Origin of the sequence: Microbacterium terregens (genome assembly GCF_039534975.1) — a bacterium.
Lineage (GTDB): Bacteria > Actinomycetota > Actinomycetes > Actinomycetales > Microbacteriaceae > Microbacterium > Microbacterium terregens.
Genome location: NZ_BAAAWH010000001.1, coordinates 2,042,446 through 2,057,445, shown reverse-complemented (window position 1 = coordinate 2,057,445; position 15,000 = coordinate 2,042,446). Strand labels below are relative to the sequence as shown.

General features: G+C 68.2%; 14 protein-coding genes and 1 tRNA gene. 10 read left to right on the top strand and 5 right to left on the bottom strand.

What is annotated here, in order from left to right; translation table 11 throughout:
* The first annotated feature begins 44 nt into the window (after nucleotides 1-44).
* Nucleotides 45-1,469 carry a glutamate decarboxylase gene (gene gad / locus ABD655_RS09410; RefSeq protein ID WP_344713451.1) on the top strand — a complete coding sequence of 475 codons (1,425 nt, stop codon included), beginning with the start codon at nucleotides 45-47 and terminating at the stop codon, nucleotides 1,467-1,469.
* 3 nt (nucleotides 1,470-1,472) lie between these two features.
* Here gad and ABD655_RS09405 read toward each other — a convergent pair whose 3' ends face one another.
* Nucleotides 1,473-2,159, bottom strand: coding sequence for a trimeric intracellular cation channel family protein (locus ABD655_RS09405; RefSeq protein ID WP_344713449.1), 687 nt, complete (start codon nucleotides 2,157-2,159; stop codon nucleotides 1,473-1,475).
* 119 nt (nucleotides 2,160-2,278) lie between these two features.
* On the opposite strand from ABD655_RS09405, the gene recO reads away from it, so the two are divergent.
* Nucleotides 2,279-3,007 (top strand): DNA repair protein RecO, encoded by a 729-nt coding sequence (gene recO, locus ABD655_RS09400; RefSeq protein WP_344713448.1) that lies wholly within the window; start codon nucleotides 2,279-2,281, stop codon nucleotides 3,005-3,007.
* Nucleotides 3,004-3,816 (top strand): isoprenyl transferase, encoded by an 813-nt coding sequence (locus ABD655_RS09395; protein ID WP_344713447.1) that lies wholly within the window; start codon nucleotides 3,004-3,006, stop codon nucleotides 3,814-3,816. The genes recO and ABD655_RS09395 overlap by 4 nt, the downstream gene beginning before the upstream one ends.
* Nucleotides 3,817-3,823: 7 nt before the next feature.
* On the opposite strand, the gene ABD655_RS09390 is transcribed toward ABD655_RS09395, so the two are convergent.
* Together ABD655_RS09390 and ABD655_RS09385 are read right to left on the bottom strand one after the other, a co-directional pair.
* Nucleotides 3,824-4,867, bottom strand: coding sequence for a PIG-L deacetylase family protein (locus ABD655_RS09390; RefSeq protein WP_344713446.1), 1,044 nt, complete (start codon nucleotides 4,865-4,867; stop codon nucleotides 3,824-3,826).
* A 112-nt stretch (nucleotides 4,868-4,979) separates the two neighbouring features.
* Complete coding sequence (locus ABD655_RS09385; RefSeq protein WP_344713444.1) at nucleotides 4,980-6,035, bottom strand: PIG-L deacetylase family protein; 1,056 nt, start codon at nucleotides 6,033-6,035, stop codon at nucleotides 4,980-4,982.
* 189 nt (nucleotides 6,036-6,224) lie between these two features.
* On the opposite strand from ABD655_RS09385, the gene ABD655_RS09380 reads away from it, so the two are divergent.
* Complete coding sequence (locus tag ABD655_RS09380; RefSeq protein WP_344715784.1) at nucleotides 6,225-6,899, top strand: DsbA family oxidoreductase; 675 nt, start codon at nucleotides 6,225-6,227, stop codon at nucleotides 6,897-6,899.
* Between the two features lie 14 nt (nucleotides 6,900-6,913).
* On the opposite strand, the gene ABD655_RS09375 is transcribed toward ABD655_RS09380, so the two are convergent.
* Entirely contained in the window at nucleotides 6,914-7,417 is a 504-nt protein-coding gene (locus ABD655_RS09375) for a glutathione peroxidase (protein ID WP_344713442.1), read from the bottom strand.
* Nucleotides 7,418-7,465: 48 nt separating this feature from the next.
* Between ABD655_RS09375 and dusB the strand changes: the two genes are divergently transcribed.
* The 5 genes from dusB to ABD655_RS09350 all read left to right on the top strand — a co-directional run bounded on the left by dusB (nucleotide 7,466) and on the right by ABD655_RS09350 (nucleotide 12,833).
* Complete coding sequence (gene dusB, locus ABD655_RS09370; protein WP_378721488.1) at nucleotides 7,466-8,641, top strand: tRNA dihydrouridine synthase DusB; 1,176 nt, start codon at nucleotides 7,466-7,468, stop codon at nucleotides 8,639-8,641.
* Nucleotides 8,631-9,980, top strand: a complete 1,350-nt coding sequence (locus ABD655_RS09365) for a deoxyguanosinetriphosphate triphosphohydrolase (protein ID WP_344713439.1) — start codon at nucleotides 8,631-8,633, stop codon at nucleotides 9,978-9,980. Before dusB ends, ABD655_RS09365 begins: the two co-directional genes overlap by 11 nt.
* The gene (dnaG, locus tag ABD655_RS09360; protein WP_344713438.1) at nucleotides 9,980-11,842 is read left to right on the top strand and encodes a DNA primase; all 1,863 of its coding nucleotides are present in this window, start codon (nucleotides 9,980-9,982) and stop codon (nucleotides 11,840-11,842) included. Before ABD655_RS09365 ends, dnaG begins: the two co-directional genes overlap by 1 nt.
* A 68-nt stretch (nucleotides 11,843-11,910) precedes the next feature.
* Complete coding sequence (locus ABD655_RS09355) at nucleotides 11,911-12,699, top strand: ATP-binding cassette domain-containing protein (RefSeq protein WP_344713436.1); 789 nt, start codon at nucleotides 11,911-11,913, stop codon at nucleotides 12,697-12,699.
* Nucleotides 12,700-12,760: 61 nt separating this feature from the next.
* Nucleotides 12,761-12,833, top strand: a tRNA-Asn gene (locus ABD655_RS09350).
* A 468-nt stretch (nucleotides 12,834-13,301) separates the two neighbouring features.
* Here the strand turns inward: ABD655_RS09350 and def are convergent.
* Nucleotides 13,302-13,868, bottom strand: a complete 567-nt coding sequence (gene def, locus ABD655_RS09345) for a peptide deformylase (protein WP_344713434.1) — start codon at nucleotides 13,866-13,868, stop codon at nucleotides 13,302-13,304.
* A gap of 42 nt (nucleotides 13,869-13,910) precedes the next feature.
* On the opposite strand from def, the gene ABD655_RS09340 reads away from it, so the two are divergent.
* Complete coding sequence (locus ABD655_RS09340; RefSeq protein ID WP_378721485.1) at nucleotides 13,911-14,999, top strand: DMT family transporter; 1,089 nt, start codon at nucleotides 13,911-13,913, stop codon at nucleotides 14,997-14,999.
* Nucleotide 15,000 lies beyond the last annotated feature (1 nt).

The following is a 15,000-nucleotide window of genomic DNA, read 5'->3' as shown; positions in this document are numbered from 1 at the left end:
AAGCATGACGCACTCGGCAGCGCGCGCCCAATATCATGGGCCGCATGACGACCGCATCCGACCCTGCGCCCCGCACCGGGCCCACGCACGGCTTCTCCGGCCTGGGCCATCAGAATCAGCTCAACCCGCTCTTCGCCCGCGCGGGCGAGGCGACGGATTTCCCGCTGAACATGCTCCCGCCGACGGAGTCGCTCCCCGAGACGGCATATCAGGTCGTCCACGACGAGGCCATGCTCGACGGCAACTCGCGCCTGAACCTCGCGACCTTCGTCGGAACCTGGATGGATCCGCACGCGGATCGGCTCTACTCCGAGACGGCCGACAAGAACATGGTCGACAAGGACGAGTATCCCCAGACCGCCGCCATCGAGACCCGGTGCTGGAAGATGCTCGCGACTCTCTGGAACGCTCCGGACGCGGAGGGGGCGATCGGCACGTCGACGATCGGCTCCTCCGAGGCCTGCATGCTGGGGGGGCTCGCTCTCAAACGCCGATGGCAGCACGCGCGCCGAGCCGCCGGGCTGTCGACCGAGAAGCCGAATCTCGTGCTCTCCAGCGCCGTGCAGGTGTGCTGGGAGAAGTTCTGCAACTACTGGGACGTCGAGCCTCGCTACGTCCCCATCAGCGACGAGCACAAATGCCTCGACGGGTTCGAGCTGGAGAAGTACATCGATGAGAACACGATCGGCGTCGTGGCGATCATGGGTGTGACCTACACCGGCGTGTACGAACCGGTCGCGAAGATCGCAGAGGCCCTCGACCGCATCCACGCCGAAACGGGTCTCGACATTCCGATCCACGTGGACGGCGCGTCGGGAGGCATGATCGCGCCGTTCCTCCAGCCCGACCTGCCCTGGGACTTCCGCGTCCCGCGCGTGGTGTCCATCAGCACCTCCGCACACAAGTACGGGTTGGTCTACCCGGGGCTGGGCTGGGTGATCTGGCGCACGGTGGATGACCTCCCGAAGGATCTCGTCTTCGACGTCACCTACCTGGGCGGGCACATGCCGAGCTTCGCGCTGAATTTCTCGCGGCCGGGCGCACAGGTGCTGCTCCAGTACTACCTGTTCCTCCGGCTGGGCTGGGACGGATACTACAAAGTGCAGAAGGCGTCGCAGGACGTGGCGGTCTATCTCGCGGGAGAGATCGCGAAGATGCCCGCCTTCGATCTGTGGAACGACGGCACGGACATCCCCGTCTTCGCCTGGCAGCTGACGCAGGGGTACACCGACAAGTGGAACCTGTACCACCTGTCCGAACGGCTGCGTCTGAAGGGCTGGTTGATCCCCGCGTATCCGATGCCCGACAACCTGACCGACGTCGTGGTGCAGCGGATCGTGGTGCGCAACGGTCTCAGCCGCAATCTGGCCGAGAGTCTCGTCCTCGACATCGCCGACGCGGTCGCGTACCTGGACGCGCTCGAATCCCCGATGCCGACCGAGGGCCTGGTGTCGACCTTCACGCACTGACGGTCAGGGTTTGATGGTCGGAAGCGCCCCGGTCTCGGCGGCGACCTTCCGGCGGTACAGCATTCGCTGTTCAGGCAGAGACAGGTCGAACACCACGGCGAGCACGCGGATGACGGCCGTGAGGGTGACGCCGACGATCGCTGCGGCGCCCAGCGGAACGCCGAACGCGTCCAGCCCGGCGAGGAGGAAGCATCCCGCAGCAGCAGCGACCGCATAGAGCGACCCCACGTGCATGATCGCCACCGGCAGACCCATGAACACATCTCGCAGTATGCCGCCGCCGACGGCCGAGCAGACCCCCACGAAGACCGCGGGCACGAGCGGCAGGCCGAGTCCGAGCGCCTTGCTCGTGCCGAACGCGCCGAACAGGCCGATGACGACTGCGTCGAGACCGACGATGAGGCCGTTCACTCTGCGCAGCGGCCCGGCCAGCAGCATCCCGATCAACGCCGCGGCCGTCGCCGTGATCAGATACCAGTTGCTCTGCAGAGTCGACAGCGGCTGATTCAGCAGCATGTCGCGGATGATGCCGCCGCCCATCCCCATCACGATGCCGATGATCGCCACGCCGAGCAGGTCCAGACGACGCTGCCCGCGGAACCCGGAAGCGAAAAGCGCCCCTTGAATACCGCCGAGCCCCACCGCGACGAGATCGGCCCATAACGGGATCGTGAAGAGCGGCGCGTCCATCCCTCCATTGTGGATGCCGTCAGACCTCGTCGCGTGTGCACCGCCGGGTCGAGGCATCAGCCTTGACCCACCGGCTCGGCGCGGAGCCGGGTGGGGGACCGGGCGACCATAATTGTGGGGTGCCCACCTTCCGCGACGAGGTCGTGATCCTGCGCACCCACAAGCTGGGTGAAGCGGACCGCATCCTCACCATGCTCAGCCGCAAGCACGGCAAGCTCCGCGCCGTGGCCAAAGGTGTGCGGCGCACCTCCTCGCGGTTCGGAGCACGTCTGGAGCCCTTCATGGTCGCCGACGTCCTGCTCTACGAAGGTCGATCGCTCGACATCGTCCAGCAGGCAGAATCCCTCGGCTCGTACGGTGCTGACATCGCCGTCCACTACGACCGGTTCACGTCCGCGAACGCGATGGTGGAAGCCGCCGATCGGCTCAACGAGGCCGAGGCGACTCCGCAGCAGTACCTCCTGCTCGTCGGGGGCCTGCGGGCCCTCGCGCGCGGCGAGCACGTTCCCCGCAGCATCCTGGACTCCTACCTCCTGCGTGCCATGGCGCTCTCGGGCTGGGCGCCCGGGCTCGCGGATTGCGCTCGCTGCGGCGCGGTCGGTCCGCATGACACCTTCGTCGCCCAGCTCGGCGGCATGATCTGCCGCACATGCGCACCCGTCGGAGCCGCGCGGGTGGACCTGCCCACCTCGGCTCTGCTCGTCGCGCTCATGGAGGGGGAGTGGGCCGTGGTGGACGCGGCAACCGCCCCGACCCGGGGTTCGGCGTCCGGCTTGATCGCAGCGTACGCGCAGTGGCATCTCGAGCGCGGCATCCGTTCTCTGCAGCACGTCGAGGCGGCGACGTGAGCCCGAAGCCGTTCACGCATCGCGATGCCGTCGCCTACAAGCCCATCGACTGGACGGGGCTGTATCCACCGCCGTTCCCGCGGGGCAAGGTCCCCGGCCACGTCGCCATCGTGATGGACGGCAACGGCCGCTGGGCCAACCGGCGCGGCCAGACGCGGATCGAAGGACACCGTGCCGGCGAGGCCGCACTGCTGGACGTCGTCGCCGGAGCCATCCAGGCCGGCGTGCGGCACCTGAGCGTGTACGCCTTCTCTACCGAGAACTGGACCCGCTCGCCCGAGGAGGTCCGGTTCCTCATGGGCTTCAACCGCGACGTGCTGCACCGGCGCAGGGATCAGCTCAACGAATGGGGAGTGCGGGTGCGCTGGTCGGGTCGCAAACCGCGGCTGTGGGGCTCGGTCATCAAGGAGCTGCAGTACGCCGAGCGCCTCACCGCCGGCAACGACGTGCTCACTCTCACCATGTGTGTCAACTACGGCGGCCGGGTGGAGATCGTCGACGCCGTGCGGTCGATCGGAGAGGACATCGCCGCTGGTCGCCTTCGTCCCTCGGCGGTCACGGAGAAGCTCCTGCAGAAGCGGCTGTACCAGCCCGACATGCCCGACGTCGATCTGTTCGTGCGATCGAGCGGCGAACAGCGGACCTCGAATTTTCTGCTCTGGGAATCGGCCTACGCCGAGTTCGTGTTCCTCGACACCCTCTGGCCGGATTTCACCCGGGTCGACCTGTGGAACGCGATCCGGTTGTACGTGGATCGTGATCGCCGTTTCGGCGGGGCCGTGGATACTCCCGAGCTCCCCGCCCTCTGAACCGCACTCACTGCCACAGCTCCGCCTCCGTGCGCGTGTACTCACGCTGCAGCCAGTCGCCGAAGCGGGGGAGCGCGAGACAGCTCGCATCGTCGTGGCACCCGATCACGACCGAGTCGCCGGCCGCATAGACGCGGAACGCCGCGATCTTGCGATCCAGCACCGCGCCGGACAGGTTCGGCGGGTAGTCCAGCGTCTGGTAACCGACCGCGTACCTGACCTGACTCTCCGGGAGCCCGGCCGCCTGCCACGCCGATCGGCCCAGGATGCCGGTGATGGCGTGGTCGGCATGATCGCCCTTGGCCCAGGGCTGAGCGCTCCCAGGAACATGAGTGTGATAGGTCGTCGGAGCGAACTGCCCGATGAGTTCGCGCAGCGAGTCCACGATCTGGCCCCAGCTCAGCCGATAGGTGTCGCCGACGCTCGGGATCGTCAGGATCTTGTCGGCGGCGAGCTTGGCGAGACTGAGCTCACCGGTCGCGGGGTAGCCCTGCCCGTAGAGGTTCCCATCGGGCAGGTGGAAGAAGACGATGGACAGCCGGGGGTCATCGGCGGGCTGCCACACCGTCGTCTGGGCGCCCGTTCCCAGAGACGATGATCGAGCCACCCACGGCGTGCTCGCGCCGCGCATGACGTCGTACGCACGCATGAGGCCGGCTTCCCGGCCGTTCGAGTACTCCGCGCCGCGACCCGCGTCACCCGAGGTCAGAAATACCGTCCGCACGCAGTCGCCGGCGGCGATGTCCGCGCCGATCACCGTCTGAAGGAAGAGCAGGTCGTCATCCGGGTGCGCCCACACCGACATCGTCGTCTCCGCGCACAGCGGAGGCGTCGGTATCGACGTGGGCGGTTCGACCTCGGTGAGCGGGGTGGGGTTTGGACTCGGCGCTGAGGTCGTGCTGTCGCTCGGCTCGCGATCGATGCCGCGCAGCCCGGGGACGGCACCGGTGGTGCAGCCGACCAGCGCAAGAATGCCCAGAAGTGCTCCAACGACCGTGAAGGGCCGGGCGGGTCGGACTCGTTCGGCAGCCGTGCGTGCGAAGCGCGCCATGCCCACCGTTCCCGAAGCTGATGTGTGTCCGCATCCCGTCGGGGATCTCTTCGATCATCCCATACCGTCTGTCCGGCCCCGCCGCGGAGCCCGGTCCGCGGGCAGTCCTCGCTCAGCCCGCGGGGAAGAGCTCGGCATCCATCGCCAGATAGCTGCGCTGCAGCCACGCACCGAAACGGGGCTTGGCCAGGCACGCGGCATCCGTGGCGCACGTGACGACGGAATCCTGCTCGGCATAGATGCGGAACGCATCGAGTTTGCGGACCAGAGCATCGCCGGTGACGTTGATCTCAAACCATTCGGACGGGTAGCCCACGGCGTAGCGGACCTCACTGCCGGGGAAGCCTGCGCGCTGCCACGCTGCGCGGGCGTATATCCCGGTCGTACCGTGATCGGGATGATCTCCCGCAGCGTGCTCGGCCGCGTTGGCCGGGACGTGGGTGACGATGCGTGCGGGATGGTATGCCTGCACCAGCTCGGCGAGCGAGGCGACGAGCGACTCGGATGACAGCGGCGGCGCTCCGCTGATGGGGGCCAGGGCCGGGAGAACTCCGTTGAGCAGCTTGGGCAGGCTGCCATAGCCGGTGGAGGCGAACCCGTCGCCGGACAGGTTGCCGTCCGGCAGGCGCAGGAAGGACACCGTGATGTCGGGGTCGTCCTGCGGCGACCACTGGCTCAGCACCGCGCCGGACAGCAGCGTGACGGGGTGCTCCGCCCAGAACCCCTGCTGCCCGCGCATCGTGTTGTACGCGCGCAGGATGCCGAGCTCACGTCCCTTGGAGTAGTCGGTCCCGCGACCCGCGTCGGAGGCGGTGAGGAAGACCGAGCGGATGCACTCTCCCCCCGCGATCGCGTCCTGCAGCGTGGGGTTTCCGAAGATGAGGTCGTCGTCGTAATGGGCCCAGATCGACATCGTGACGGAGGTCGCACATGTGGCGTCCGCGGGCGACACCGGAACGGGCGGCGGAGGCGGCGGCGTCGGAGTGGGCGTCGGCGTGGGAGTCCGGGTCACTGACGGTGTCGGGGTCGCAGTCGGATCGGGAGACGCGGACGCGGACGGCGATGCGCCCAGCAGCTGGCCCACCTGACCGCCGGCGACCGCGGCGCCGGCAACGCCGAAGAGGGCGATGGCAAGTATGCCGATCGACCATCCCAACGTCGCCCCCAAGCGACGTGATCGTCGCGCTGTACTGTCAGCGCGACGGGTTCCCCTGAACCGCACGGTGCCTCACCGAGTTCTCTGCGCACTCCCCGGTGGACACGTGCGCCGGGGTCATCCTTGCACAAACTCGCGGCCCGGTGTTTTCACGCCACACGTGTCGGGAATTCTCGTCTGGTCGGCGTGGTTGCAGACGAAATGACGGATGCCATCAAGATCGACGTGTGGAGTGACATCGCCTGCCCGTGGTGCTACATCGGGAAGCGAAATCTGGAGAAGGGGCTGGAGCAGGCGTCCGAAGACGACGACGCTCCCGCGGTCGAGGTGGAGTTCCACTCGTTCGAGCTGTCTCCGGACACGCCGGTCGATTTCGAGGGCGGCGAGGCGGAGTACCTCTCTCGCCACAAGGGCATCTCGCCGGAGCAGGCTACAGAGATGCTCGATCGTGTGAGCGGTGTCGCGGCAGATGCGGGCCTGGCGTACCGTTTCGATCTGCTCAAGCACACGAACACGGTCAAGGCCCACGAGCTGCTGCACTTCGCCAAGGACCACGGCCGCCAGAACGAACTGGCGGAGCGGCTGATGTCCGCGTACTTCACGGAAGGACGCCACCTCGGCCGCGACGACGAGCTCGTCCTGCTGGCTGCGGACGTCGGGCTCGATGCTGACGCGGCGCGCGAGGCGCTGCAGAGCGGTCGCTATCTGCCCGCGGTGCGTGCCGACCAGGCGCAGGCGACCGCGTACGGCATCAACGGCGTCCCGTTCTTCGTGATCGACGGCAAGTACGGCGTCTCCGGGGCCCAGCCCGCGGAGGCATTCGCGCAGATCGTCCGCCAGGTGTGGGACGAGCGTCGGGAGCCGGCCGAAGTCTGAGCCGTCCCCCGCAGTCAGCGGGGGAGGTGGGACTCGATGAGCTCGACGATCGCCGGGTCGTCGGGCTTCACCTTCGGTCGAAACCGGTGGACGTCGCCTGCCGGCGTGAGGACGAACTTCTCGAAGTTCCAGAGGATCGGTCCCTTGGCGCCTTCGGCGTCGACCGCCTTCTTCAATGCCTTGTAGAGCGGAGCGGCCTTGCCGCCGTTGACTTTCACCTTGTCGAGGATCGGGAAGGACACACCCCAGGTCGTCGCGCAGTACTCGAGGATCTCCTCCATCGAGCCGGGTTCCTGCCCCATGAACTGGTTGCAGGGAAAGCCGAGCACGGTGAACCCGCGGTCCGCATACGCGCGCTGCAGCTCCTCGAGCTGCTCGTACTGCGGGGCCAGCCCGCACTTGGACGCCACGTTCACCACGAGCACGACGCGATCGGCATAGTCTGCGAGAGTCGCGGTGCCGCCGTCGGCCGTGTCGAACGGGATGCTGCGCAGATCGGTCGTGGTCGCCTCTGTCATATTCACAGGCTAGTAGCGGCGGCCGGGACCCGGCCGCGTTCTGGGAGAATGGATGCTGTGACCACTGCCATCGCTCCCGCACCTGTACTGCGCATCGGGCCCATCGCGCTCGATGCGCCTGTCGTGCTGGCGCCGATGGCGGGCATCACCAATACCGCGTTCCGCCGTCTATGTCGCGAGTACGGTGCCGGCCTCTACGTCTCGGAGATGATCACCTCGCGCGCACTCGTCGAGCGAAACGCGACGACGATGCGCCTGATCACCCACCACGAGTCCGAGACTCCGCGCTCCATCCAGCTGTACGGCGTGGATCCGGCAACGGTCGAGGCGGCCGTGCGCGTGCTGGTCGAGGAGGATCGGGCCGACCACATCGATCTGAACTTCGGGTGTCCGGTCCCGAAAGTCACCCGCAAGGGCGGCGGTGCGGCGCTGCCGTGGAAGCTCGAGCTCTTCCGCGAGATCGTGTCGCGCGCGGCCCGTGCGGCGGGTGAGATCCCGCTGACGATCAAGATGCGAAAGGGCATCGATTCCGACCACCTCACCTTCCTGGACGCCGGACGGATCGCTGAGGACGCCGGGGTCGCGGCCATCGCGCTGCATGCGCGCACCGCATCGGAGTTCTACTCCGGTCAGGCCGACTGGTCCGCGATCGCGGCGCTCAAACAGGCCGTCACGAGCGTCCCGGTGCTGGGCAACGGCGACATCTGGTCGGCCGCGGACGCGGTGCGCATGATGGCCGAAACCGGATGCGACGGCGTTGTCGTCGGCCGCGGGTGCCTCGGCCGGCCCTGGCTCTTCGGCGACCTCGCGCGCGCCTTCGGCGCCCCGGAGGCCGCTGCCGGCGCCCCGGTGGATGCCACGCTCGCCTTCGTCGCTCGCGCCTTCCGCCGGCACGCTGAACTGCTGGTGGAGTTCTTCGAGGACGAAGGACGGGGATGCCGCGACATCCGCAAGCACGTCGCCTGGTACTTCAAGGGCTATCCGGTCGGGGGCGACACCCGGGCCGCGCTGGCGACCGCGTCCACCCTGGACGAGATCGACGCTCTCCTGGCGACTCTCGAACTCGACGCGCCCTATCCGGGCGCTGCCGCCGAAGGTCAACGGGGTCGTTCGGGCACTCCGAAACGACCCGCGCTCCCCGAGGGGTGGCTGGACTCGCGTGACCTCGGGATCGAGGCATCCGTCACCCTCGCCGACGCGGAACTGGACACCAGTGGCGGCTGACGGGGCCGTGCGGGTTTCGCTCGAGCGCCCCGCAGGCTATGACGACGCGGACGCCGCGCGCTTCTACCCCGAGCACCATCGTTCTCGGCGTGACGACTTCGCGCGGGACAGAGCACGGGTCCTGCACTCCGCCGCGCTTCGTCGTCTCGCCGCCAAGACCCAGGTGCTCAGCCCGGCGAGCCCGGCGGATTTCGCACGCAATCGGCTCACCCACTCCCTCGAGGTCGCTCAGGTGGGAAGAGAACTCGCCACCGCGCTGCAGCTGTCGCCCGACGTCGTCGATACCGCCTGTCTCAGTCACGATCTCGGTCATCCGCCGTTCGGGCACAACGGGGAACGCGCCCTCAACGACTGGGCCGAGGACTGCGGAGGCTTCGAGGGGAATGCGCAGACGCTGCGCATTCTGACCCGCCTGGAGCCGAAGGTGATCGACCAGGCGGGGCGCAGTCACGGGCTGAACCTGACCAGGGCGAGCCTCGACGCGACGTGCAAGTACCCGTGGACGTCGGAGCACCCGCTGCCCGACCCCGGTGGGCGGCTCAAGTTCGGGGTCTATCCGGATGACGAGGACGTCTTCCGTTGGCTCCGCGCCGACGCTCCCGGCCGCGTGCGCTGCATCGAGGCGGAGGTGATGGATCTCTCCGACGACATCGCCTACTCGGTGCACGACTTCGAAGATGCGATCGTCAACGGGTACCTCGACCCGGCATTCCTGTCCGCCGGTTCCGAGCACGCCGCGCTGCTCTCGGCAATCCAGTCGTGGGTCGGCTTCGACTTCGCCCGCGACGAACTCGAGGACGCCCTCTACCGCCTCATGCGCCTGCCGGAGTGGATCGCGTCCTTCGATGGGACCCGCGCATCTCACGCGCGCCTGAAGAACCTCACCTCGGATCTCATCGGACGATTTGCGCGCGCCGCGACGGCGGCGACCCGCGAGGCCTACTCCACGTCGGTGTTGACGCGCTATCGTGCCCACGTCGTCGTCCCGCGCGTGGTGGAGGCCGAGATGGCCGTCCTCAAGGGCATCATCGGGGCGGTGGTCGTGTCGATCGAGGGGCGCAAGACCGTGTACAAAGAGCAGCGCCGGGTGCTCAAGCGCCTGGCGTCGGCGTTGTGGGAGCAGCCCGAGAACCTTGACGCCGTGTACGCCGAGGACTTCGGAGGCGCGCAGACGGATGCCGCGCGCCGTCGCGCGGTCGTGGACCAGGTCGCGAGCCTGACGGATCAGCATGCGATCGCCTGGCACGGTCGCCTGGTCGGCGAGGTGGATGCCGCATCGCTGGGCGTGTGGGCGCCCGGCTCGTCGCGCCCCGGTCGCGGAACCGGGACCGAGCACTGATGGCCGGGCGGATCCTGCAGGCCGACGTCGACGAGGTCAAGGCGCGCACGAACATCGCCGATATCATCGGCGAGCGGGTCGCCCTCAAGCCGGCCGGCATCGGGTCCTTGAAAGGCCTGTGCCCCTTCCACGACGAACGCAGTCCGAGCTTCAATGTCCGCGCTCAGGCGGGGTTCTACCACTGCTTCGGCTGCAACGAGTCCGGTGACGTGTACTCGTTCCTGCGCGCGATGGATCATGTCTCGTTCACCGAGGCGGTGGAGCGGCTCGCCGGTCGCATCGGCTACACCCTGCGCTACGAGGACGGCGGAGCGGTACCGGAGACGACGGGCCGAGCGCGGCTCTACGCCGCGAACGGGGCAGCCGCCGAGTACTTCCGTAGCCAGCTGGCGACCGCCGAGGCCGAGACGGCCCGGCGATTCCTCGGTGAGCGCGGGTTCGACGCGGGGGCAGCGGCGCACTTCGGCGTCGGCTACGCCCCCAAGGGGTGGTCCAACGTGCGGGATGCTCTGCACAAGCTCGGATTCAGCGACGACGAGCTCAGCGCGGCGGGCCTGGTCTCGCAGGGCCAGCGCGGAGTCTACGACCGCTTCCGAGGCCGTGCGGTCTGGCCGATCCGCGACGTCACGAGCCAGGTGATCGGATTCGGCGCACGCAAGCTGTACGAGGACGACCAGGGACCCAAGTACCTCAACACGCCAGAGACTCCGATCTACCGCAAATCGCACGTGCTCTACGGTCTCGATCTGGCCAAACGCGACATCTCGCGCGCGCACCGCGTGGTCGTCGTCGAGGGTTATACCGACGTGATGGCGTGCCACCTGGCCGGGATCACGACGGCCATCGCCAGCTGCGGCACGTCGTTCGGCACAGACCACATCACGGTCCTGCGTCGCGTGATGGGGGATGATTCCGCCTCCGGCGAGGTCGTCTTCACGTTCGATCCCGACGCCGCCGGGCAGAAGGCCGCACTGCGCGCGTTCGGCGAGGAGAAGCGCTTCGCGGCGCAGACGTATGTGGCCGTGGCGCCCGGCGGCCTCGACCCGTGCGACCTGCGACTGCAGCGCGGCGACGGTGCGGTACGCGCGCTCATGGACAACAAGGTCCCGATGTTCGAGTTCGTCATCGATCAGCGACTGGCCGGGTTCGACCTGTCGACGGTGGAAGGGCGTGCCGGCGGCCTGCGTGCTGCCGCACCGATCGTCGCCGAGATCCGCGACCCCTCGCTTCGTCCCGGCTACGTGCGGGTGCTCGCACGACGACTCGGGCTGGAATTGGCGGAGGTGCGGGCCGCAGTCGAACGCGCCGCACGCAGCGCCTCGCAGCGCCAGGGGGAGGGGGTCGCGACTCCGGCCGCACCGCAGGAACCCGGCCTGCCGGACCCGATGGCCCGCGTCACGATCGCCTCGCTTCCGCGTACCGCAGAGGTCGCGCTCGAGCGTGACGCCCTGATGGGCATCCTCCAATTCGGTCACCGCCTCGACGCGAGTCTGCTCGAGCGATCCCTCTCGCTGCCGTTCCGGCATCCTGCTCTGGATGCCGTCCGCCAGGCCGTCGCCGCCGCGGCCGACATGAGTCGACCCGGTTGGGCGGCGGATGCCGTGTCCGTCGTGCGCGAGCCTTATCGGTCTCTTGCGGCGGAGCTGCTCACCGCGAACTTCCCCGCGCTCTCCGATGAGGCGGCGACCGTGTCGGCGGCGTCTCTCGCACGACGGCTGGTGGGCCGTTCGGTGGATCGGGAGAAGACGGAGCTGCTGGGTGCGATCCAGCGCGTCGCGCCGGATTCGCAGGAGGGTCGCGTGATCCGGATGCGGCTGCGGGAGCTGGATGTGGAGCGTCAGCGCTACGCATCCGACCAGTAGCCCGGCCGGGGCACGCCGCTCAACGGTCATCGCTGGCGGAGAACGAGGTCGCAGGGCAGGATGAACACATGCCCCACCCTCCAGATGCCGACGTCGCGATCCGCACCAGTGACCTCTCGATCGCACGGGCAGGGCGGGGCGGACCTGACGTGCGCGTCATCGACGGCGTCTCGTTCGCGCTGTCCCACGGGGGCACGCTCGCGGTCATGGGCCCGACGGGATCGGGAAAGTCGAGCCTGCTCGCGGTGCTCGCGGGTGCCGACGAGCCGGGACTGGGTGTGGTCGGAGGGAGTGCGCACGTCGAGGGAATCGCCGTGCGTCGAGCCGGGCGGGCCCACCGGACGCTGACCTACCTGACCGGCTATCTGCCGCAGACCGCCGGAGCCCGGCTGCCGGCGCGCATGACGGTCGCCGAAGTGATCGGTGAGCCGATCACGAGCCGTGACCGGCGTGTGAATCAGAGGGCACTGGCTGTGCGGGTGGCCACGCTGCTGGACGAACTCATGCTCCCGCTCGGCGCGGCAGCGAAGTACCCGTACGAACTGAGCGCTGGGATGAGGCAGCGCGTCGTCTTCGCGCGCGCCCTGGTGCTGCAGCCTCGCATCCTCATCGCGGACGAGCCGTTCTCGAACATGGATGTGGAAGTGCGCCGGGCGGCCCGCAACGCGATCCTGCGGCGTCGGCAGGCGTACGGGATGTCGGCCCTCATCGTGACCAACGAAGCCGAGGTGGTGCGCGAGCTCGCCGCAGACGTCCTCGTTCTGCGCGGCGGTCACACCATCGCGTATGGCCGCGGCACCGACGAGCTGCTGTGGACCCCGAGCGGCGAAGCCGACCGCCGACTCGTCGTGTCGTGACGTTCAGAGCATGGCCAACCTTTTGCTAAGCTGATCGAGTTGCCCGTTTCGGCGGGCGCCTTCCTCGGTAGCTCAATTGGCAGAGCAATCGGCTGTTAACCGATAGGTTCTTGGTTCGAGTCCAAGCCGGGGAGCGAGGATCCCGCGTCATCTAGCGCGGGCCTCACCTGCGACCCGGGCTTCCACCCCGGGTCGTTCTCCTTTTCCCGCGCATTTCGAACCTCCTGCGGATCCTGAGAAGTTCGACGTCACCGGGTCACGGCACCAGGCCAGGCGCCTCCCGCGACTTCGATTCGGCTCGCTGCCGACAGCGCGCGCGTGGGTGCAGCAATGGGTTCCTGGCGAGGGTTCCTCGCGACCGGACTCGAGGATGGCGCCGTCGGACAGCTCCCGGGTCAGGCTGAGAATCGGTTCCTGAGCGCGGTTGAAGCCGGCGACCTGGGGATCTCGGACACCCACAGCTCGACACGGTCTGATCGATCACCGTTGCCGACCTCGAGGACGGCCAACGCCTCGTCGTCGGACTGGTGGGCCCATGACATGCCGAGCCATCCACGGCTCTGGAGTCCACTCCGGGCTCGTTCCTCGTGTGCGGTGCAGGCTCACGCGACGATGTCGTCGACGCCCGGCGTCCACGATGACCCGGGCCGGCCCCAGCCCCGTTTGCGGGCGATCTTCTGAACGGTCTTCCAGTCGCTGTCGTCCAGCCGGTCGACGTAGAGGATGCCGTCGAGGTGATCGAACTCGTGCTGCATGACCCGGGCCTGCCACCCGTCGACACGGATTTCGACGCGTGCCCCGTCCAGGTCCTCGCCGGTGACCAGGACCCGATCGGAGCGACGAAGGGGGAACCGTTCGCCCGGGAACGAGAGGCAGCCCTCGGACTCCTCGTAGGGGTCCGGTTGCCCCGGCTCCGGCGGTGTCATCCACAGCTCGGGGTTGATCAGCACGCCCCGCCATGGTGCGCCGGTGTCGTCCGGGTAGTTGTAGGTGTAGATCCGCAGCGGCACGCCCACCTGCGGGGCGGCCAGGCCGACCCCGGGTGCGGCATCCATCGTCTCGAACATGTCCGCGACGAGCTGCCTCACCTCATCGGTGATCTCACCCACCGCCTCAGCGGGGGCATGAAGGACGGGGTCACCTATGATGCGAATCGGCAGAACGGCCACGCCTTGAGCCTATCGAGCGGCCTGGGCGGTTAGGGTCGAGGGGTGCTGTGGCTGCCCGTTTCGCTCGAAGATGTGACCCAGAACGTGGTCGGCGTCTTCCGCGATCCCGCCATTCTTTTCGGCATACCGCTGGCCCTGCTGGGTGCGGTCTTCATGTCGTTCGGCGCCCAGTATCAGCACCGCGGCGTGGCCAAAGTCGAGCGCCTGACCGGCTCTTCGGGCAGCACCGGCCTGACCGGCCGGCAGCTGCTGAGCCTTTTGGGGCGGCCGTCCTGGGTGGTGGGCACGTTGATGCTCGGCCTTGCGATCCTGTGCCAGCTGGGCGCCCTGGCGCTGGCTCCACTCATCCTCGTCCAGCCGCTCGGTGCTCTCGCGCTGGTGATCACCACGCTGCTGAATGCCCGCGTGAGCGGGCACAAGCCGACCAAGAAGTCGATCCGTGCGATCGTCGCCTGCGTCGGCGGCATCCTCGTCTTCGTGACGATCGCGGCGTTCGTCGCAACCGAGCAGAAGGTGACCGACCAGCAGCTGGTCACGATCCTGGTGCTGCTGCTGGTCGTGGTCGTCGCCTTCAGCATCCTGTGGATCTGGTTGCGCAAGCGCGCGCAGGCCCTGTTCTACATCGTCGCTTCGGGTGTCATCTACGGCTTCGTGGCAACGCTCGCGAAGGTGGTCATCAAGCGCGTGCAGGCGGGCAACTTCGAGTGGCTCACGCTCCTGTGCCTCATCTCGCTGCTCGCCGCCGTCGCGGTCGGAGCGTACTTCGTCCAGACCGCGTATTCGGCAGGGCCCCCGGACCTGGTCATCGCCGGGCTCACGGTCATCGACCCCATGGTGGCCGTTCTGATCGGTCTGATCGTGCTGCAGGAGGCGGCTACCGCACCCTGGCCCGCCTTGGTCGGCTTCGGACTCGCCGGCGCGGTCGCCGTGTATGGAGTCATCTCGCTCGCGCGCAACCATCCGCAGGTTCTGAGCGACAGCCAGGAGCTTCCGATCGAGCGCGGAAGTGCGACCAGGCCACGGGACGCGCATCCGAGCACCGGCTCCATTCGGTTGACGGAGGCGGTGTCGAAGGTGTGGCCCGAACCGCCGGTGCACGACGACGATGGCGGGACGCGCCCCCGGCGCTGAG